Raw genomic sequence first — 20,013 nt, 5'->3', positions numbered from 1 at the left:
CCTATGCCTGCCAAGAAAATTCTTATAACCGGAGCCACCGGTTATATTGGTCGAAGACTCACCCTCTCTCTGCTCGATTCCGCACGCTACGAGCTGCGTTTGCTGGTCCGCAACCGAAGCAAGGTCCAGGTTGCCGTTGCCGATCAGGTGGACGTTTATGAGGGAGATACATTTCAGCGGGAATCCCTTGCTGGTGCCCTGGAGGGTATTGATACAGCGTTTTACCTCATTCATTCCATGGGGGCGGATAAGGACTATCGAGAATTGGACCGGGTCAGTGCTGAAAATTTTCGAGATGCCTGTATTGCCGCCGGTGTACGCCGGATCGTCTATCTCGGCGGTCTTGGGGTGAAGGAGGATGCCAGCAAACACCTGCTCAGCCGAATAGAGACTGGTGAGGTTCTTAGTGCGCGTGCTGACAAAATTCAGACCATCTGGCTCAGGGCCGGAGTGATTATTGGATCAGGGAGCGCCAGCTTTGAGATTATCCGTAATCTTACCCAGAAACTGCCTGTCATGATCACCCCCCTCTGGGTTCGTACAAAAACCCAGTCTATAGGGATAAGCGATGTGCTGGCCTACCTCGAGTCCTCCATTAGCTTGGACTTCGATGGCAACCTGATGGTCGATATTGGCAGTGAGGAGTTGAGTTTTCAACAGATGATGCAACAGGCCGCCCAGGTTATGGGGCTGAAGCGTATTCTCCTGCCAGTGCCTGTGCTTTCTCCCAAACTTTCCTCCTATTGGTTGATTCTTTTCACTCCCATTCCATACAAGCTTGCATCTGCGTTGGTCGAAGGCCTGAAAAGTGAAACAGTGCTGCAAAACACCAATGCCGCCGAATATTACCCCCATATAGTGCCTTTGTCTTTTACAGAGACCGTGCGCCAGGCCATGAAAGAACTCGGTCAGGACCATGTGGTCAGCCGATGGTGTGACAGCAGTGCCCAGCAGGCGTGTGATATCAAGGATTTTGATGACCCGAGCAATTCGATTTTTCGCGATGTGCGCATCGTTGCATATGATCACGGTGAACAACAGGAGGCTGTTTTCCGTGCGGCATGTTCCATCGGTGGCAAGACTGGTTGGTTCAGGTATAATTTCCTGTGGCGTTTTCGAGGCCTGCTTGACAAACTGGCTGGAGGGTATGGTCTGAGCCGTGGTCGACGCATGGAAGGCGAGTTAAGGGTAGGGGATTCCCTCGACTTCTGGAAGGTTGCCGATATCCGAGAGGGCAAACGCTTGTTGCTCTATGCCCAGATGAAGCTTCCCGGGCAAGGATGGTTGGAGTTCGATGTCCAACCGCAGCAGTTGGTACAGACCGCTCATTTTATTCCCAAGGGGGTGTGGGGAAGAGTGTACTGGTACGCCGTGCTTCCCCTGCATCACCTTGTGCTGTCTGATCTTGCCAGAATGATTGTCCGGGCAGCACAACCTCGCTAGAAGAGCGCTCCCCGGCCTTTGCTGGCCGGATCAGCGCCGGCGTTGCAGGTACAGCGCAACCGCTTGCTCCGCCTCCAGGGTTGGCAGAGGGTTTATCTCCCTATAGAGCTCGGAACACTCCTCCAGGCTGAGCCTCTTGACCAGACCAATGGTGCGCAGGTCATTTCGGAGGTGAGGATAATCCTGGCTGGAGTCGCTTATCTCCTCTTTATGGACGATTTTTGCATGAATCAACGCCCGTGCGCACAACAGGGTCTCCCGTTTTTTTTCCAAGGGCGTCCGGAACATGTAGGCAAGGGTCAGCATATCCCCCGGCCCCATGAGTTGTCCCTTCAGCTTCAGTTTGACCATAAGCTCCTGCTCAATCCAGCGTGCGCGGATCCTGTACCCAGTTGGACAGTGTTTGAGCAGCAGCAGGAACAGGTAGCGGTGCATGGCCCCGGCCTCAATAAACATTGAGCGCGATGTAGTCGCGAGCAGGAGCAGGCGGTCAGCCCGCAGGCGGTCCCGCAGCCTGAAACGTTGTGCATCTGCCTTGGCAAAAGCGCTGATTGCCTGAAGCAGCGCTGGAAATTCATCCGCGCGGGAAGCCTTGTAATACTCTATCAGCAGCCTGGTGGTCTCACGTTCGCTGGCATAGACTTCAGCCTGATCGGTATTGCTCTCCAGCTCCGAAGGTGTATGTCCGTCGGCGAAAAAGAAATGAATCTTCTCCAACTCTTCCAGATAGGGTTCCACCTGGACGATGGTCTTGCCTTCTGCTGCCTGGAGCTGCAGCGCCCTGTAGGAACGACGAATAAAAGAAGGATACTCCACATCCATCTCCAGCACCATTTCTTCGACAGGAGCCTCGCCCCGGAGCATTTCCTCGAACCGGGGATGCGGAGGCTCTTCGAGCACAACCGTGTCGTGCGCCGCCATCAGCGGCAGGGTTTGTTGGAGATTTTCCGGTCGATGGTTAGAGTAGCAGAGGGTAATGATCCGCATGGCGATTGTATCCAGCTCCTGCATTGTCTTGGAGTGAGGGGGGGGGCATCCCCGGATCGTTTCTCATGCTCCCGTAGCCTCTATATCCCAGGAGATGAACAGCATGATAAGGTATGCAGCGAACCAATTAACCGTCAGCAGGGAGTATGCCGTTGCTGCAGCAGTAGTGTGGAAGATCATTACCGACACTCGCCAATGGCCGATTTGGGGTCCTTCAGTAGTGGCGGTCCAATGCCCTGATCAGTGCATTACTGCTGCAAGCGCTGGGCGTGTGCGTACCAGCTTGGGCATATGGCTGCCTTTTACTATTACCCGGTTCACCGCCGGCGAGTTTTGGAGCTGGCGCATCGGTCGGGTGGAGGCAACCGGTCATCATGTGCAAGCATTGGGTGCGGAGCGATGCCGGTTATCCTTTACCATGCCGTGGTGGGCCGGTGCCTACCTGCCGGTTTGTTCGCTTGCATTACGCCGTATACAAAAAGAGTGCATTGATCCAGGCGGGTAGACCCTACCGCAGCAACGCCCCGGCTAACTGCCTGTCCACAGTGGTTTCTCGGTGGCGCAGGCGGCAAGCAATTTTTCGATCGGAGGATGGTCGGCCGCCTGCGTGCTACGGTAATAGTAATACAGCACCGGGCCCGAAGCTACGACTGCAACGCCGCCAAGCTGGATGGCGTCGCCTTTGATCCCTTTTTGCCGATGTCCCTTGCCAAGTGCCTTCAAACCGCCCATCAAGGCGTTCACCGATAGAATTCCGGAAAGCTTGCGGGTAAACCCCAAGGCAACGAAACTGGAAAGGCTCGGGTCGGTAACAATGTGTTCCCGGTAGCCGGTGTGGTCGGCGAAATCGGGTATGTCTTCGGGAGGGCCATTTCCCACTACCACCACTTGTGCGCCAGCTTCTGCGAAGCGTGGAAGGTGTTCTGCCAGTTCAGCGACCTGCTGACGGGCGAAAATTCAGCCAAAATGGCGGATAAACACCAGTACTGTTCGTTGCTTTGCCCACAGGGTAGCGAAGAGGTGCTTCTCTCCCTGGCTGTCCATTGCTGAAAGATCTGCCAACTGTTCAAGGTCAGGAAACTGTTTCGATTGCATAGGATTAACCTCCAAGGAATATATAGGCATTCCGCGGAAACCGTGTTTCACGGTGCTTTGTTGTAGAGCTCGATATGTTATTGCATAATAGGCCTTTTTTGTTTTTCTCCCGCCTGAGAGGGGCGTTTACCCGACGGACAGGCTGTTGGGCGCCCTGTCCGTTGAAAAGATATTTCATGAAATTAGTAGGAATTTTCTCCCAATTTGACCTTGCCCCTGAACGTCCAATAGAGCAGAGCCGTATACGAGAGGACCAGCGGCATGCCAATCGCCACGATTATCAGGCCGATGGTCAGGGTCAGTGGGCTGGAGGCCCCGTTGAAAATGGTAATACTATGGGCAGAGATGTTGCTGGCTGGAACCAGGTTGGGGTAGAGGGCGGCGCTGAAAAGAAGGACCAGCGCTGCAATGCTGCCGCAACTGCTCAAAAAGGCATAGAATGGTTGCTGACGCCCGATGGCGCGGCGTATATTGACAATGGCCAGGACATTGAGCAGGGGAACGGCCCAGAGTACGGGATAGGTCCAAAAGTGCTTGAGCGAGGCCGGGATAAAGAGGGTTGACCAGAGGGTGACGACAATAAAAAGGGCTGCATAGCAGACAAAGGTTGCCTTCATCCACCCGTATAGGCGCTGCTGGAGTTCGTCTTCTGTTTTCATGTACAGGTAAATGGAGCCGTGCATGGCCAGGAGCGCAACGGTAAACAGTCCGACGGCCAGGCTGAAACCGGAAAGCATCTCTCTGAACGTTCCCAGGTAATCACCGCGTTCAGACAGGCGGATCCCCTGCATCAACGCACCAACAGCAACCCCGAACAGGAAGGCGGCGAGGGTGGAGCCGAGAAAAAAAAGAAAATCCCAAAAGGTACGCCATACCTTGTGTTGCCGTTTGGAACGAAATTCCAGAGATATTGCGCGAAAGATCAGGGCGAATAGCAACAAGACAAAGGGGAGGTAAAAGGCACTGAAAATGGATGCATAGGCATCGGGAAACATGGCAAACAGGGCGCCGCCAAAGGTCACCAGCCACACCTCGTTTCCATCCCAGAGCGGGCCGATGCTATTCATGACCAGGCGTCTTTCAGTGTCGGTCTTTGCGACAAACGGATGGATCACGCCCACCCCCAGGTCGAATCCATCGAGAATGGCATAGCCGATCAGCAGGACGTTGAGCAGGATAAACCAGACGATACTGAGGAGTTCAGGATTCATTGGGTGCCTCCCTTATTGATCGTTGTTCAGTCGGGCATGCTGCCTGTCAATTGCAGCTCCGCGAATACCCGACCTGTCGGATTTGCCTGCATCAGATACAGGAGCGGGACCGGTACGGATCTTGTGATCAAGCACCATGATCCAGACAGCGAGCAGCGCCAGATAGAGCAGGGAAAACAGGAGCAGAGAGAGTTTGGCCTCTTCGGCACTGACGGCAGCACTGATAGAATCGGTGGTCCGCAGACCAAGGGATTCGTCATAGTGGTACAGGCCGTCGGCTGCGGTCAACAGGTCCGTTTCGTCATCATTCCATACAATCGGCGGGTGCACGGTCCATGGCTGTCGTCCCACCTCGGCAGCGATCCAGCCGGCCTGGTTGGCGGTAATCACAAAGCCGATGGCAAAGACAAAGATCCATAGGAGTTTGCGTTGCTCTACCAGGGACTTTTTCAGATTGTAGTACAGGCCCAGGCTGCACAGCAGGATCATCGCCCCGCCAAAACCGACCATGATGCGCCAGGAGAAAAAGGGGATATAAATCGGCGGCCGATCCTCTGGCTTGAAACGGTCAAGACCGACAACCTGCTTGCTGAAGGTGAGGTCATCAAATACCATGAAGCTGAGGCCGCCGGGAATGTAGAGACCAAAATCGATTCGTTCTTCCGCCGGGTTAGGCCAGCCGATGAGGTTCAGGTCGCCTCTGCCGGTGTCGTAATGGCCTTCAAATGCCGCCAGCTTTGCCGGCTGGTAGGTATAGACATTTTGTGCCTGGGAATGTCCTCCAGCGGCCAGTCCCAGGGAGGCAATCAGCCCCATCACCAGCGCTCCGTTAAAGGAATGGCGGGCAAATTCCAGGTGTTTTCTGGTCAACATGTAGTAGGCGGATATGCTCAGGACAAAAAAAGCCCCAACTGCGGCACAGCCGAGGAGTACATGGCTCAATCGGTGCAGTGTGGAAGGATTGAACACCAGGGCCATGAAGTCAACGATTTCCGCCCGGCGCTGGACAACACCGTCAATGATCCATGGCACCGCTGTACCGGTTTCATCGGGACGGAGAATGTCGACAATGTGGTGTCCGGCCGGAGTCTGCTGCCAGCTGTTGGCAACAACGATCCATATGGAGGAGAAAATGGACCCCAGGGCGACCATATAGACGCTGAACAGGAAAAAACCGGCACGGACTCGTTCCCTGCCAAAGGCGATCACCGCGAGAAAGCCGGATTCAAGAAAAAAGGCGAAGACCCCTTCAGCGGCAAGGGCACTGCCAAAGACATCGCCGACAAATCGTGAATAGGTTGCCCAGTTGGTGCCGAACTGGAATTCCATTACAATCCCGCTGGCCACGCCGATGGCAAAGTTCAGAACGAAAATTTTGATCCAAAACCGGCAGGCGGTGGCGAAAATCTCCTTTCTGGAGAAATAATAGCGTGTTTCCAGGTAGGCGATGATCAATCCAAGGCCAATGGTGAGCGGAGGGAAGATGTAGTGGAACATAACCGTGAACGCAAACTGTAGTCGGGACAGAAGAACAATGTCCATGCGCATGCCTCCTTGGCGATAGGGTGCATCGCAGCCGGCAGTGGAGAGAAGGCCAGGCGGCCTGATGCACTGGGGTGGATGGCGGATGGCTCAGGGCACAATCCTCTAGGAGCTTAACCTACCGCTTTTCCAATGTAAACGAAAAAAGCTCGGCTCCGCACGGATGGGCTTGATTGCAGGTCGGAAAAGGTTAAGGTGTAGCTTGTGAGGCAAAAAATATGGTAACCGGCCGGAGAGTATATGAAATTCTGTAGCGAATGCGGTCACCCGGTGAGATGGAGCAAAGTGGCGGGGGATGACAGGGCGAGGTTTGTATGCGGTCAGTGTGGAACCGTCCATTATCAAAATCCAAGGGTGGTGGTCGGCACCATTCCCGAGCTGGACGGTTCCATTTTGCTCTGTCGTCGTGCCATCGAGCCGCGCAAGAACTGGTGGACCCTGCCGGCAGGTTACCTGGAAAATGGCGAAACACTCCGCCAGGGGGCGCAACGGGAGACCATGGAAGAAGCCTGTGCCAGGTTGAAGGAGCTGCAGCCATATGCTCTGTTTAATATCACACATATACAGCAGGTTTACTTTTTTTTCCGTGCCCAGCTGGTTGACCCTGATTTTGGTCCGGGAGCAGAGAGCCTGGAGGTGGAACTTTTTTCCTTGGAGGATATCCCGTGGGCCCAGCTGGCCTTTCCGGTGATTGAAGACGTGCTGCAGGTGTACTGCCGCGATGTCGCTGGAGGGACGTTTCCCTTTCGGGAGCTTGATGTCAGCGCTCGCATGCACACCTAAAAAAAGGGTCAGGAGAAAAGTGTTAAAAAAGGTATTTATATCTTGTGGTCGAGTGATTGGTGTATGTTTTGGTATCGGTTGCGCAGGTCATCCTGGTCGTTCTTTTCCGGGATCAGGCGTTTGCTGACCGTCCATATCATGGTCGCCTGACGTTCAACTGCATTCCTTTGTTCGTCTGTACAGGCCTGGGCTGCGATTATCTCCAGCGCTTCCATCAGGCGGATGGTTACCGCCACACTCTCACTTCCATACTGTCGAATCTGGTCGAAAGCGGCATTAAGGCAACCGGTAAAGCTGGGGGGGACAGCAATCAGGCGAACAATATTATTGTCATCGCATTTGTAGGGGGAAGGAAAGGTTTGCTGGGCAAGCAGACAGAGTGAGGAACTGAGCAGGTCGATACAGGTGATGGCAGTGTATGGGTCATTGGTGCCGGGAGACAGAGCGCGAACCGCTACCTCCACCAGCTGATGGATCGAGTACTCTACGTCCTGTTCAGGTGTGCGTTGCTCGCCTGTAAGAAAAGCTTCAGCTATCGTTTGGTTGTGTTCCGGTTGGACCTTGTTGTCGCTGCGGGTTGCTGCAATTTCCTGGCCTCTGCAGATATACGCTCCCGGCTTGGTACGGAAAAGGATGACGTAATCCTTCTCTTGGGCCAGTGCAAGAAGACTGTCATAATCGATAGCCTGCAGGTACCCGTTTTTGACTGCTTTGACTGGCTCTAGGTAGGAAAAATGAGCGGCTCCCATATGCTGCCCCGCCTCTCCTGTATGGTCAACGTCTGCCTCTATTCGTTCCTCAGCGCTGAAAATGCGCTGAATGTTCTGTTCCAGCTCTCTGCCAATTTCCGCGGCCACTCTATCGGCCTGGATGGATTGGGCTATGTGGTGAATGAAAAAGACCAGCACGCCGACGCTCATGACTGCCAGAACAACACCGATAGTCACTGCCAGGTGTGGAACGAAAAAGGTTTCGCCAAAGGTGTGGATGGACCGGAGGACAAGCAGGCAATAAATAAAAGTGGCCAGAAAGACACCGAGCACCATTTGGGTTTTTCGATTACCGATGAAGTTTCTGAGCAGCCGGGGACCGAACTGGTTGGCGGCCAGGTTGAGGGCCACGATGGTGATGGAAAAGGTCACTCCGGCAACGGTCATCATGGAGCCAGCGATAGTTGAGAGGATGGAGCGTGCGCCGTCGGGATCCACAGCATACATGAACCCCCAGAATTGTTCGGGCTGCCAGCCGATCTGCCGGTCCAGGGCAATGATGCTCAACGCGAACAAGGCGGCGCAGACAATCAGCAATGCCGGTATGAACCAGAAACTGGTGCGTATGGATTCCCACAGGTGAAAGAGACGGACGCGCATGGTTTACTCCGGAGTGCTATGGGGGTTGAAGCGTAAGGGGGACCAAGATGGGATAGCAGTGGCGGTCAGGCGGGCTACCATTATTTCCTCCGAAGAATAGTGTAGAGAATCCATACGGCGAGCATGACCGAAAGAACGTAGCCGATCACCCCCAGCGCCGGAAAACCGAACAGGAAAGGTCCAACCCCGGTGGTGATGATCATGGAGGAGCCGATAATCAGTGCACCGGTAATGATGCCGGCCGTGAGCCGGTTGGAAGCGCTTTCAACGACAGCCATCAGGCGCTCTATTTTTTCCAGGCGCAGGTTGAGTCCCAGGTCCCCCCGCTCGGCCTTTGCGGCAAATTGTTCGATCCTCCGGGGGATATCCTGCTGGGCGAGCCAGAATTCGACAAAAGATCCTCGAATGGTTTTCCATATTTTTTCCGGCCGGTAGCGGCGCCGGGCCAATCTATGCACATAACTGCCCAATTCGGCAATAACGTCAAGTTCTGGGTAAACCTGGCGCGCCGACCCCTCGGCAATGACCAGGGCCCGAATCATGACAACATAGTCAGTGGGCAAAGTAAGCTGGTGTTTCCCGACAAGCGCCAGCATCTCCATGAGCATCTTGCCCAGATCGGTCAGTTTCGACTCTCCTGCCGTAAACCGATCAAGCAGGCCCAGCAGATCCCTTTCCATAGCGCCGGTACTGGAGGTATCCTTGACTGTATTGCTCATGCGCAGTAAAACAGCAACCAGCGCATGGCTATCCTTTTCGGCAATAGCCTGGAGCATTTCGATCAGCAGAAACCTGTCCTGCTCAGTGAGGCGGCCGGCAAGTCCCCAGTCAATCAGGCAGAGCCGCTGATCATCCATGATGAGCAGGTTCCCCGGGTGGGGATCAGCGTGAAAAAAACCATCTTCCAGAAATTGCGCTGCTGCGGTCTTCAGGCCGAGTCTGGCTATCCATTCCCTCTCCCTTAGAGAATAGTTTGCAACGACCTCCTGAAAACGTTCCGCCAGGATGAATTCCATCACCAGGATATGAGGGCGGCACATCTGGTCATAGGTCTTGGGGATGTAGACCTCGGTATTATCTGCGGCAAAGGAGCGGGCTATGCGCATATTATTTCGTTCGTTGGTAAAATCGATTTCCCGCATAGCATTGGTACGGACAACGTCGATCAACTCGGGAAAATTATAGGCCCGCAGGTCCTCGAACTGTTCGTGAAGAAAAGTGGCAGCCGCAGCCAGCAGTTGCAGGTCCGAGACGAGGTCTTCTTCGATTTCGGGGCGTCTGACTTTTACCGCAACAAAATCACCTGACTCAGCGAGGACGGCTTTGTATACCTGAGACATCGAGGCGGCGGCAATCGGTTCAACATCGAACACGGTGAAAATTTTCTTGAGCGGTTTTTCGTATGCCTCTTCGAGGATCGGGATAATCAGTTCGGTATCCACGGGCTGAACATCATCCTGCAGGGATTCGAGTTCGCGGGTGAGATCCGAAGGGATCAGGTCGGGGCGTAGACTGAGCAGCTGACCGAATTTGACAAATGTCGGACCAAGTTCAACCAGCGCTTTTCTGAACCGAACTGCAAAGCTTTCCTGGGGATCGACCGGGTGGATGCTGCGCAGGTAGTCGGCGCCCGGCATTTCCAGACGCTGGACCAGTTCATCAAATCCATACTTTGCCAGGATAGCGACGATATCTTTGAATCGTTTTAGCTTGCGGATGTCAGTAAGTTGCATGTGGGGCTCCAGAGAAGGGTAATTGCTTCACGAAGTGGGCTGCTGGCTGCTGTTTTCTTGCTCTTTTTCCTTGAGCAACTGGTGTTCTGCCTTATGGAAGAGGTGACCTTCCCTGCCTACGTCGTCGTCTTTGCGGCGGTCAAGGTCGGCAATCCCTCCAGCCCTACCATAGATGATGACCGTGTCGTCTGGAGAGAGCAGGGTGCGCCCATCAGGTGCGCCGATATAGCTGCCGTCCCGCCGTACAACGCCCAGGACAATCAGTCCCTCGTTTCGCAGCCCCAGGGTACCGATAGTTTTGTCTGCCATCCAACTGTCGTTGCCAATGAACAGTTCGGTTATCTGGTACTCTCCTGCCAGGTGAAGCAGTTTGGAAAAATCGTGGGCCTGGAGCTGGGTATGCTGATGGAGAAAAGAGGAAATGAGGGCGGAAAGTCGTTGATCGAGCCATTTGCTTGCCGCCAGTGACCAGAGGAGCACCAGCCCAGAGACCAGCAGCACCATCTTGAGCCACAGGTGATCAGTCTGGTTGAGGTTGACAAAGGAGATAATCAGTGAGGAAACAGCCGTAACCACACCGGCATTGCCGAGCAGCATCAGCAGCAGTAGAATTCGACGCCGTACAGGGTGGTTGACCACCTTTTCCGACTCACTGGTGGTAAACCCCACGCCGGTGAATGCCGAGCGGGCCTGAAATTTGGCTGATTCTCGAGCCAGGCCGGTCTGGGTAAGGGCCACGGTTGCTATCCGGGTAATGAGGATGGAAATAGTCACCACCATGAAAAGAGAGATAATCGGTACCATAAGACCTGCTTTTTTTGTTCTGACCGGAAAAATGTTGTAGTATATCGTGTTGTTGAATAACCTGAGATACACACTACGCTTGATCACCGAAATTACAAGGTATATAGTGGTTTATCCTCTGGGGTAAGGCGTGAAGGCCCTGGTCTGATGGAGACAGACTCGAACCGAAACCTGTTCTGTCAACAGCTTGAATTTGTGAGCGTTCACGCATGGTGGAACGACGAGGCGGTAACGTAATTGTGTAGAGAATGCATTCGTTGCCAGCGCAGCAGATGTACCGTTCCCGGACGTCGCGCAGAGAGCTGGTGAGTCTGAGTTTCCTGAGTTTTGAAAGGCATACCGGTTTTTGTTAATAATAACTGAAGAGTAGTCTGGCTCAGGTTCTCAGGTGTCACCGTTTCAGGAACAGGATGATTGCACCAGTGTGCACGGATCGATGGAGGATGAACAACATGACGCCGGCAGTGGATGCGGTAAAAAAAGCACGGATCACCCATCAGGTTCATCAGTATGTGCATGACCCCTGCTACAGTTCCTTTGGTGCTGAAGCTGCTGATAAGCTGGGGGTGGCAGCGGCACGGGTTTTCAAGACCCTGGTGGTGCAATCAGCCTCCGGTCAGTTGATGGTCGCGGTCGTGCCGGTGACCAAGCAGTTGGACCTCAAACGACTGGCCAGGGCGACCGGGGAAAAGAAGGCAGTCATGGCTGATGCGGAGACAGTGGAACGGGCCACCGGCTATGTCCTGGGGGGGATCAGTCCGCTCGGTCAGAAACGGCGGTTGCCTGTGGTCATCGATCAGTCGGCCTCTGGATTTTCGACCATCTATGTCAGCGGCGGCAGGCGTGGTCTTGAGTTGGAGCTGGCTCCCGATGATCTCCTCCGACAGACTGGTGCCGCCTATGCCGATATCGCTCACTGACGTCTACAGGGAAAAAAGACGCTGCCTTCTCTCTGTTTCCCCTTCCTTTGCCGGAGGGATCGTGGTGGAGTGAACAGTTCCCTGATGATTTTCCTGCCACCGATCTTTTTTGAGGGAACGGCCGCTTACCCTCTCCCCGAACATTGCAACAGGTCTTCGATCAAGTCCTGCCAGATGGGCTAGCATCTTGAATGTATTGCACAAAGGCGGCGGCAACGGGAGAGAGTTCCCGGTTTTTCCGCAGAACAAGGTAAAAGGGGCGCTGCAGGTCATGCCCCTGGATAGACAGCGTTGCCAGCCTTCCGCATTCCAGGTCTTCCTGAACCGCCCGGCTGGAGAGAATGGACACACCAATTCCGGCTTTCACCGCCTCCTTGACTGCGGCGGTAGAGCCGATTTCAGCCACCACCTGCAGATCACTCTCTCTTATGCCCTCTTCTTCGAGAATGGCGGCAAACACCTTGCGGGTACCGGATTCCGGTTCCCGGAGGATAAAGGGCAATGAAGGTAAGGTCTGCACCGGCACTTGATCAAATGCACTGAGCAGCCTATGCTCCGGGTGGACAGCCAGGGTCAGTTCATCGCTGTAAATCTCTAACCATGTCAGTTTCTGTTCATTCCACCGGGCACCTACAATGCCGAATTCAAGTTCTCCGACCATGACTTTATCGGCAATAATGCGTGAACTGGTGATACGCATTATTGCCGTAATGGAGGGATGCAGTGCCCTGAAACTGGAAATCAGTTTCGGCATGATATAGGTTCCGGGAATGGTACCGCACCCCAGCGATATTTTACCTGCCAGACTGCCCTTGTACTGTGCGACTGCCTGTAAAGCTTCCTGCCGTGTCCGAAGAATTTTCTGAGCATATTGGTAGAGAATCTCGCCAACAGGGGTTATTTCCACTTCTTTGCCCAGGCGATTGAACAGCTTTTGGCCCAATTCGTTCTCCAGGCCGCGAACATGCTCACTCACCGTTGGTTGTGAAACAAGCAGCACCTCGGCAGCTCGGGTAAAATTCTTTAACTCGACAATTTTGCAGAAAACTTCCAGTTTCCTCAGATCCATGCTTGATTTCCAGAAATAAGGAGTAGTGGTGCGTTGCCTCTGTGGCGTTACCCTGAGACAGAGGCAACGGTAACCGCAACGTTATTGCACCTTATCTACAGCATAATCCGCACCTTTCCAGGCGAAAATACCGCCAGGGTAACGAAACACGTTGGTATACCCTAGTTTTTTCGCCCACAGAGCCCCATTATGGCTTCTGGTGCATTTAACGAACCCGCAGTAGACTACAATTTTTTTCTCCATATCAGGGCCGAGGAGAGCCTTGTACTCTTCCATGGTTTTACCGCCAGTGGCCTCAGTATCCCATTCGAGCATATCCGGAATCGGAAAGAGAAACTGTTTGGCCCCGGGAACATGGTTCTTGGCATAACTGGCCTCATAGGGCATGGTGTCGATGATCAGCATCTCCTCTCCTGCTGTCATGGCCTTATTGAGTTCTTCGGTAGTGATAACGTCGTACCCGCCCTGTTGCACTTCACGCACCAGTGTGACTGCCAAAGTTTCATTTTTCACCTCTTGTTCAAATTTTGAGGTACCAAAGGCAAAGGCATGGGTGCTAATGCACAGGGAGGCAATCAACAGCAGACTACAGGATAACCGCGTCATTTTCGTTCTCCAGAAAAGAAAAAGGGGAAGTGATAGGTCCGCCACAGGCAGAACGCTATCGGTATACAATAGAGTACATCGCGAAGCAGTGCAGTCCGCAGCCCGGAGAAGGCATGGTGCTCCGGGTCTTCCGGTCCGAAACAACCGCAATCGATATCCAACCCAAGATGGATGCCGTAACCGAGTACGGCAATGAACAGCACCATGAGTAGAGTGGTCAACCAGAGCCCTGCGGTTCTGCCGATGAGCAGCAGCGCGGCGGCTGCCAGTTCTGTTACAGGTAACAGGATGGCTGCCGGCAGCAGCAGGGAATCGGGAAGCAGGCCGTAAGCACCGATTACTTCGGCAAAGGCCGCGGGGGAGGTGAGTTTGGGGAGGCCGGCCACCAGCATGACGCCGGCAAGAAACCATCGAGAGAGCCTTTCCAACCACATAAGCAGCGGGCCGCCACTGGCCATTGTTGCGTCTCTTCCTTTTGATGTACGTACCACAGCCGTCTCCCGTTTCCACGGCATCCGTGAAGGTATTTCTCCTGCCAAATCGCATCGCCACTATCTTCAAACAAGACCTATTTGTCAAATCGAAAATACCTATTGCTGCTGATCGCGACATTCATCGTTTCTATGGCAGGGTGAAGTTTGATCGCGTTTGCTTGGCGCATTTGTTCGGCAACAGGACAAAAGAGGAGTTGGATGAGGCGCGGCTTGACCAGGTGATGAAGTGCCCGTTTTTGCAGTCTGCAGTGAAGGTGGTGAATGAGGTCGGCGATGGTGAGGTCGGCGATGGGCGGTGCGCCCGTGGGAAACATCGAATGAGTCGTGCTCCACCGTTGACTGCTGGGTGTAACTGCTTAAACTGAAAAGGGGCAAAAGAATGCTCCGGCATGCACAGTATAGATCTTTGCCTTTACCATAATGAGGGAGGAGACAGCATGGCTGGTACGTATATAATTTATGGCGGGTCAGGGGGAATTGGTTCTGAAATAGCGAGAAAATTGCACTCCCGAGGACATTCCCTCCACCTGGTTGCTCGCAATAAGGAGCGATTGACCAGACTTGCCGACGAACTGGGTGCTGGATATACCGACGGAGATGTCAGGGATCCTGAGCTTTTCCATCGGGTCGCAGAGGAGAGTGCTTCCCCTTGCGATGGTTTGATCTATGCGGTCGGTACCATCAACCTTGGCAGCATTAGGCGCCTGGACGGAGAAGGGTATATACATGACTTCACGGTCAACGCCATGGGTGCAGCGCTGGCGATCAAAGCTGCTCTTTCCAGTATGAAGAAAAGTGATGAAAAGCCTGCGATTGTCCTTTTTTCCAGTGTGGCAGCTCAGCAGGGGTTTCCCATGCACACCTCTATGGGTATGGCCAAGGGAGCCGTCAACGGTCTTGTTTTGTCTCTTGCAGCTGAACTCGCTCCAGCTATTCGGGTCAATGCCATAGCTCCCTCTCTGGTTCAAACCTCTCTTTCGGACAAGATACTGAAAAATGAAAAAATAACCCAGGCGATTACCTCTGCTCATGCATTGCACCGCCTTGGTACGGTAGAGGATGTCGCGGAAATGGCAGTTTTTCTCCTCTCGCCGGCAGCATCTTGGATTACCGGACAGATTCTCGGTGTAGACGGCGGGCGGTCCACCCTGCGGATAGGTGGCAGCTAGTGGTCCTGAAGGGTGGTAAAGTTGTATTCTGCCAGGCAGACCGGTGAGGTCCCCTGTTGTGAGGAAATCGATATGGTGGAGCAGCCGGAGAAAGGGTCGCTTCAATGAACGTGAAACACAATGGCAATGGAAAACAGATGAAAAGTTACAGAAAAGAACTCTGGTTTGAGGTGCCGTCAAGGCGAGGATTTATCAATATCACCCCACAGGTGGAGGCGTGCCTGGGGGAAAGTGGAATTCGCGAAGGACTGGTACTGGTCAATGCCATGCATATCACTGCCTCGGTGTTTATCAATGACGATGAGTCAGGCTTGCATCATGACTATGAGGTATGGTTGGAGAAACTTGCCCCACATGAGCCAGTCAGCCAGTATCGCCATAACGGGTATGAAGATAATGCCGACGCGCACATGAAACGCCAGATCATGGGGCGTGAGGTGGTGGTGGCCATTACCAATGGCCAGCTCGACTTCGGTACCTGGGAGCAGATTTTTTATGGGGAGTTTGATGGTCGGCGCAAAAAAAGAGTGTTGGTGAAGATCATAGGCGAGTAAGGGTGATCAAGATTGAGGTAACAACAGGAAGTAGCTCCATCCTGCTATGCTGATGACAGCTTTACCCACAAGTGTAAACATGTCGACCTACTAATCGGTAGTTCTGTGTAGACTTCAACCTTGTCTTATACCGTCTCCTTCTGTAAAATCTCACAGAGAGCGTGTTTTCCATTTTCTACATAATTACTTATTTTCATTGCCATATCAAAGGTTTGAATATCCTTCCAGCACCTCTGTTTTACATACTCCCTGTTGCTCTTCAGGCGGGAGGAGTCGAAATGATGATTGCCAATTCGGTGAGTCAAATTCGGCGATGGAATAGTCCTAAGTTGCAGGATTTATGGGGTGCTTGACCTTGATATTTCTAGCCTTTGGCTACGGGATAGGTGATGCTCCTTTTGGGCCATGATAAACGCATCAACTATGCGTAACGTGGCAGTTTTGAGATGCTCATGGAACATTTGAACTGTACTGTGCACTAGTCGAAAACCAGAGCTCTATGACTAATCAGAATCCTTTGTCAAAGTTTCATTTCGTTATGGAGTTTGTCCATCCAATCAGCTGGTTTAAGGTTACTTACCTGGAGATAATGTCTTGAATAGGGCTTAAGGTCAATGATGGGACTGCCATCCACTGCCTCAAGGCCAGTTACCTCAACCACATTTCCATTCCGTGCTTTAAGGGGAACTGCCGAAACAAGCACAGGATTAGGCCGGGCAGGGCTGCATGTGGCAAAGATACCTTGAAGCGGAACATCTCTTCTCCCCATTGGGTGTACTTTTTTAAGATTGCGCTGTTGCGGATCAAGAAGATGTGGCCAGTACAAAACAAGTATGTGTGAAAAGGAATCAATCCCGTCAAGAAGTTCCACCCATTCAGGGTGGATAATCAGCTCACTGACAGATTGCTGTATCTCCAACTCACGAGTTCTCCATCGGTCCATCCGCTCTGTTTGGCTGAGGCCATCTTTTCCTGCTGCAAGAGAAGGGCTTTTTATCGCATTTTTTATTATGCCTACTGGTACTAATTCGATAATTTCCTGGTAGTCCTGACTTTTCATTCGATCTCCTCCAGTGTCACTTGGTGGCACGATATACAATCTGTGGTGTAAAAAAATATGGGTAAAAAAATGGTTCAATATTGACGACAAGGTTAGCCCAGTATTACGATTATAAATATCGTAACACTGTTGCTTTCCCAGTACAACCCATGACACACAGGATTTATCCATGAAAAAGAGACAAGTATACTGCTTTCTCGTTTACTTCCAGATCCTAGTTCTCCATTTTCTCCTGCCAATGGCGGGTGCCGCTCGCACTATCACCGACGGTTCAGGAAGAACCGTTACACTGCCAGATAAGATCGACAAGGTTATCTGTTCAGGCCCGGGATGCCTGCGTCTGCTGACCTATTTGCAGGCACAACACATGGCGGTTGCCGTTGACGATATGGAAGGCAAACGCCGCAAATTTGACGCAAGACCATACGCTCTGGCGCACCCAGAATTTAAACAACTACCTATTTTTGGGGAGTTTCGCGGGCACGACAATCCAGAATTGATTCTCGGACTTGAACCGCAACCGCAGGTAATCTTTAAAACCTATTCCACCATGGGATATAATCCAGTTGAACTGCAGGCTAAAACAGGCATTCCAGTGATTGTACTCCAGTATGGTGATCTAGGTAAAAATCGTCGCCATCTGTATAACTCACTGAGAATTATGGCCGACGTTGTCGACAAAAAATCGAGAGCAGAGGCAATTGTTAGCTATTGTGAGACAGCGATCAACGAGTTGACAGAACGCACCAAAGACATCCCTGAAGAAAAACGTCCCAGTGTTTATGTTGGTGGGATCGCACATAAAGGTCCCCATGGATATCAATCAACGGAACCGCTTTACCCACCTTTTTCCTTTGTCGGCGCAAAAAACGTTACCACCGGTTTTGGCCCTGGAGGAAAGGAGTTAACACATTCTAATGTCTCTAAAGAAAGCATTTTGATGTGGAATCCTGATGTCCTGTTTCTGGACCTTTCCACACTGCAAATGGGTGGCAAATCCGGCGGCCTTTATGAGCTAAAAACAGATCCAGCCTATCAGCAGCTTTACGCACTAAAAGAAGGGCAACTTTACGGATTACTACCCTACAACTGGTATACAGCGAATTACGGGTCAATCCTAGCCAACAGCTATTACATTGGCGCAGTGCTCTACCCTGAACGATTTGCAGAAGTCGATCCTCAAAAGAAAGCAGATGAAATTTACTCTTTTCTGGTGGGTAAACCGGTTTACTCAGAACTGAACAAAGCCTTTGGCGGTATGGTTTTTTCAAAAATACCTCTGCAATAACCTATGCATTTAGACCGCAACCTGCATCCCGAAGAATATATCAAATATACCAGATGGAAGTTGGTCTGCCTCTTCTGTCTGCTGTTCGGACTAGGTATCAATCTGGTTGTTGCCTTATCACTGGGAAGCGCTAACCTCCCCCTCATAGATGTAGCACGCACCCTGTGCGGACTTCCTGATTCCCAGCGTTTCCATGCGATTATCTGGAATATTCGTTTTCCACAAGCCTTAAGCGCTCTAGTTGCGGGCGCAGGACTCGCAGCTTCCGGGGCAGTAATGCAGTCAATTCTTCGCAATCCACTTGGTTCCCCTTTCACCCTTGGCATCTCACACGCTGCTGCGTTTGGTGCAGCACTCTCGGTAATGTTGCTGGGTGGCGGAACCATGAGTTCATCAAATGTGGGGGCAGTTGCCATCTCCAATCCATACCTGACCACGGGCATGGCCTTTATCACCAGTATGGCCACTGCCGGAGTCATCATCGGGGTAGCCCGCTTGCGCGGAGCAACACCGGAATTAATGATCCTCACAGGTGTAGCCCTTGGCTCACTGTTTACAGCCGGAACCATGTTTCTCCAATATTTTGCCGATGACGTGCAACTTGCAGCAATGGTGTTTTGGAGTTTTGGAGATACAGCACGAGCTTCGTGGAAGGAACTCTATTTCATGGCATCGATTTCAGGGGTATGCTGCATATACTTCTGTATAAACGCTTGGAATTACAACGCAATGGAGGCTGGTGACGAAACTGCGCAGGGGCTTGGCGTACGCGTTGAACGAATCCGGCTTATCGGTATGTTGACGGCAACGCTGCTCACCTCGGTCACCATTGCTTTTCTTGGTATCATCGGATTTGTCGGCCTGGTCGTCCCACACATTGTTCGTCGTATTATTGGTGCAGATCACCGCTATCTGCTGCCAGCTTCTATACTTGGGGGTGGCCTGCTTTTGCTTCTTGCCGACACTGCTGCACGAATGTTTCTGGCACCTCATATATTGCCCGTATCTGTGCTTACTGCCTTTCTCGGCGCGCCGGTATTTCTTTGGCTCATTCTTCAAGGTGGACGCGGATGAATCGGCTTGCAGTACACGACCTGTCTTTTGCATATAACGGCCAGAATATTTTACAATATATTAATTTTTCCGTAAAAGCCGGGGAAATTCTTGCCATATTAGGGCCAAACGGTGTGGGCAAAACAACGCTTTTAAAGTGCCTTGGGACATTGCTTAGACCAGCAACAGGTGTGGTCCTTGTGGAAGAACAGCAGGTTCTGCATATGAACACCAAAAAAAGAGCCAAGTGTATCGGCTATGTGGCACAAAAAAACGAAGTGGCACGGCTCACGGTATTTGATGCTGTTCTGCTTGGACGTAAACCGCATGTTCGATTTTCTCCAGACAAAAAGGATTTAAGCATAGTATCCTCTGCCCTGTATCAACTAGATCTGGAACACCTTGCATTGCGCCATATAGATCAGTTAAGCGGAGGAGAGTTGCAAAAGGTCTGCATAGCCAGAGCGATCGTTCAGGAACCAGAACTGCTGCTTCTAGATGAACCGACTAGCGCACTAGATTTGAAAAACCAGGCTGAAATAATGAAACTTATCCATCGGATTGCAACTGAGCACCGCTTAAGTGTTGTGCTGACCATGCATGATCTGAATACCGCCTTTCGTTATGCTGACACTGCTATTTTGCTCAAAAAAGGACAAATACATGCCTGCACAGCAATTAACAAAATTGAAGCTTCATTAATTGAGGATGTATACGGCCTTCGTGTAGAATTACACACCATCAATCACCGTACGGTAGTTGTACCGGCATAAGACTCCTCTTGCTAAGCTTTTTCAGCTATGCCTTTTTACCGGATGAATGAAAAAAAAGC

Annotated in this window: 22 protein-coding genes; 9 read left to right on the top strand and 13 right to left on the bottom strand. The window is 52.1% G+C overall.

Translation table 11 applies throughout. The annotated features are described in order from the left end of the window. Positions 1-3 precede the first annotated feature (3 nt). Positions 4-1,443 carry an SDR family oxidoreductase gene (locus ACZ52Z_RS05430; RefSeq protein WP_464269735.1) on the top strand — a complete coding sequence of 480 codons (1,440 nt, stop codon included), beginning with the start codon at positions 4-6 and terminating at the stop codon, positions 1,441-1,443. Between the two features lie 30 nt (positions 1,444-1,473). Here the strand turns inward: ACZ52Z_RS05430 and ACZ52Z_RS05425 are convergent, their stop codons facing one another. Next, a complete protein-coding gene (locus tag ACZ52Z_RS05425) occupies positions 1,474-2,430 on the bottom strand; it encodes a hypothetical protein (protein ID WP_464269734.1) in 957 nt (318 codons plus the stop codon). A 103-nt stretch (positions 2,431-2,533) separates the two neighbouring features. On the opposite strand from ACZ52Z_RS05425, the gene ACZ52Z_RS05420 reads away from it, so the two are divergent. Beyond that, the gene (locus ACZ52Z_RS05420) at positions 2,534-2,935 is read left to right on the top strand and encodes an SRPBCC family protein (RefSeq protein WP_464269733.1); all 402 of its coding nucleotides are present in this window, start codon (positions 2,534-2,536) and stop codon (positions 2,933-2,935) included. Between the two features lie 23 nt (positions 2,936-2,958). Here the strand turns inward: ACZ52Z_RS05420 and ACZ52Z_RS05415 are convergent, their stop codons facing one another. The 4 genes from ACZ52Z_RS05415 to ACZ52Z_RS05400 all read right to left on the bottom strand — a co-directional run bounded on the left by ACZ52Z_RS05415 (position 2,959) and on the right by ACZ52Z_RS05400 (position 6,278). Next, positions 2,959-3,360 carry a peroxiredoxin-like family protein gene (locus ACZ52Z_RS05415; protein WP_464270761.1) on the bottom strand — a complete coding sequence of 134 codons (402 nt, stop codon included), beginning with the start codon at positions 3,358-3,360 and terminating at the stop codon, positions 2,959-2,961. A gap of 27 nt (positions 3,361-3,387) precedes the next feature. After that, complete coding sequence (locus tag ACZ52Z_RS05410; RefSeq protein WP_464269732.1) at positions 3,388-3,525, bottom strand: hypothetical protein; 138 nt, start codon at positions 3,523-3,525, stop codon at positions 3,388-3,390. 182 nt (positions 3,526-3,707) lie between these two features. Continuing rightward, positions 3,708-4,736 carry a cytochrome d ubiquinol oxidase subunit II gene (gene cydB / locus ACZ52Z_RS05405; protein WP_464269731.1) on the bottom strand — a complete coding sequence of 343 codons (1,029 nt, stop codon included), beginning with the start codon at positions 4,734-4,736 and terminating at the stop codon, positions 3,708-3,710. A gap of 12 nt (positions 4,737-4,748) precedes the next feature. Continuing rightward, the gene (locus ACZ52Z_RS05400) at positions 4,749-6,278 is read right to left on the bottom strand and encodes a cytochrome ubiquinol oxidase subunit I (protein ID WP_464269730.1); all 1,530 of its coding nucleotides are present in this window, start codon (positions 6,276-6,278) and stop codon (positions 4,749-4,751) included. A gap of 240 nt (positions 6,279-6,518) precedes the next feature. Between ACZ52Z_RS05400 and ACZ52Z_RS05395 the strand changes: the two genes are divergently transcribed. Next, entirely contained in the window at positions 6,519-7,061 is a 543-nt protein-coding gene (locus tag ACZ52Z_RS05395) for an NUDIX hydrolase (protein ID WP_464269729.1), read from the top strand. Between the two features lie 35 nt (positions 7,062-7,096). On the opposite strand, the gene ACZ52Z_RS05390 is transcribed toward ACZ52Z_RS05395, so the two are convergent. From ACZ52Z_RS05390 to ACZ52Z_RS05380, 3 genes are all read right to left on the bottom strand, one after another. Further along, the gene (locus tag ACZ52Z_RS05390) at positions 7,097-8,431 is read right to left on the bottom strand and encodes a DUF2254 domain-containing protein (protein ID WP_464269728.1); all 1,335 of its coding nucleotides are present in this window, start codon (positions 8,429-8,431) and stop codon (positions 7,097-7,099) included. Between the two features lie 80 nt (positions 8,432-8,511). Continuing rightward, positions 8,512-10,164, bottom strand: a complete 1,653-nt coding sequence (locus ACZ52Z_RS05385) for an ABC1 kinase family protein (protein ID WP_464269727.1) — start codon at positions 10,162-10,164, stop codon at positions 8,512-8,514. Positions 10,165-10,191: 27 nt separating this feature from the next. Continuing rightward, positions 10,192-10,968, bottom strand: coding sequence for a potassium channel family protein (locus ACZ52Z_RS05380; protein ID WP_464269726.1), 777 nt, complete (start codon positions 10,966-10,968; stop codon positions 10,192-10,194). A gap of 452 nt (positions 10,969-11,420) precedes the next feature. Here ACZ52Z_RS05380 and ybaK point away from each other — a divergent pair, with 452 nt between their 5' ends. Further along, positions 11,421-11,888, top strand: a complete 468-nt coding sequence (gene ybaK / locus ACZ52Z_RS05375) for a Cys-tRNA(Pro) deacylase (protein WP_464270760.1) — start codon at positions 11,421-11,423, stop codon at positions 11,886-11,888. Between the two features lie 160 nt (positions 11,889-12,048). Here the strand turns inward: ybaK and ACZ52Z_RS05370 are convergent, their stop codons facing one another. From ACZ52Z_RS05370 to ACZ52Z_RS05355, 4 genes are all read right to left on the bottom strand, one after another. Further along, on the bottom strand, positions 12,049-12,957 hold the full coding sequence (locus ACZ52Z_RS05370; protein WP_464269725.1) for a selenium metabolism-associated LysR family transcriptional regulator: 909 nt from the start codon (positions 12,955-12,957) through the stop codon (positions 12,049-12,051). Positions 12,958-13,038: 81 nt separating this feature from the next. Continuing rightward, positions 13,039-13,563, bottom strand: a complete 525-nt coding sequence (locus tag ACZ52Z_RS05365; protein WP_464269724.1) for a rhodanese-like domain-containing protein — start codon at positions 13,561-13,563, stop codon at positions 13,039-13,041. Next, entirely contained in the window at positions 13,560-14,054 is a 495-nt protein-coding gene (locus ACZ52Z_RS05360) for a MauE/DoxX family redox-associated membrane protein (protein WP_464269723.1), read from the bottom strand. The genes ACZ52Z_RS05365 and ACZ52Z_RS05360 overlap by 4 nt, the downstream gene beginning before the upstream one ends. 77 nt (positions 14,055-14,131) lie before the next feature. Next, the gene (locus ACZ52Z_RS05355; RefSeq protein ID WP_464269722.1) at positions 14,132-14,371 is read right to left on the bottom strand and encodes a hypothetical protein; all 240 of its coding nucleotides are present in this window, start codon (positions 14,369-14,371) and stop codon (positions 14,132-14,134) included. A gap of 123 nt (positions 14,372-14,494) precedes the next feature. Between ACZ52Z_RS05355 and ACZ52Z_RS05350 the strand changes: the two genes are divergently transcribed. Next, positions 14,495-15,226 (top strand): SDR family NAD(P)-dependent oxidoreductase, encoded by a 732-nt coding sequence (locus ACZ52Z_RS05350; protein ID WP_464269721.1) that lies wholly within the window; start codon positions 14,495-14,497, stop codon positions 15,224-15,226. Between the two features lie 137 nt (positions 15,227-15,363). After that, on the top strand, positions 15,364-15,780 hold the full coding sequence (locus tag ACZ52Z_RS05345) for a secondary thiamine-phosphate synthase enzyme YjbQ (RefSeq protein WP_464269720.1): 417 nt from the start codon (positions 15,364-15,366) through the stop codon (positions 15,778-15,780). A gap of 520 nt (positions 15,781-16,300) precedes the next feature. Here the strand turns inward: ACZ52Z_RS05345 and tsaA are convergent. Beyond that, positions 16,301-16,840 (bottom strand): tRNA (N6-threonylcarbamoyladenosine(37)-N6)-methyltransferase TrmO, encoded by a 540-nt coding sequence (gene tsaA / locus ACZ52Z_RS05340; RefSeq protein ID WP_464269719.1) that lies wholly within the window; start codon positions 16,838-16,840, stop codon positions 16,301-16,303. A gap of 169 nt (positions 16,841-17,009) precedes the next feature. Between tsaA and ACZ52Z_RS05335 the strand changes: the two genes are divergently transcribed. The 3 genes from ACZ52Z_RS05335 to ACZ52Z_RS05325 are packed head-to-tail and all read left to right on the top strand — an operon-like array spanning position 17,010 to position 19,954. Next, positions 17,010-18,128, top strand: a complete 1,119-nt coding sequence (locus ACZ52Z_RS05335; RefSeq protein WP_464269718.1) for an iron ABC transporter substrate-binding protein — start codon at positions 17,010-17,012, stop codon at positions 18,126-18,128. A gap of 3 nt (positions 18,129-18,131) precedes the next feature. Continuing rightward, entirely contained in the window at positions 18,132-19,202 is a 1,071-nt protein-coding gene (locus ACZ52Z_RS05330) for a FecCD family ABC transporter permease (protein ID WP_464269717.1), read from the top strand. After that, positions 19,199-19,954 (top strand): ABC transporter ATP-binding protein, encoded by a 756-nt coding sequence (locus ACZ52Z_RS05325; RefSeq protein ID WP_464269716.1) that lies wholly within the window; start codon positions 19,199-19,201, stop codon positions 19,952-19,954. The genes ACZ52Z_RS05330 and ACZ52Z_RS05325 overlap by 4 nt, the downstream gene beginning before the upstream one ends. Positions 19,955-20,013: the final 59 nt, after the last annotated feature.

The organism is Desulfogranum aggregans (assembly GCF_055398265.1).
This window is presented reverse-complemented; position numbering and strand designations above follow the sequence as displayed.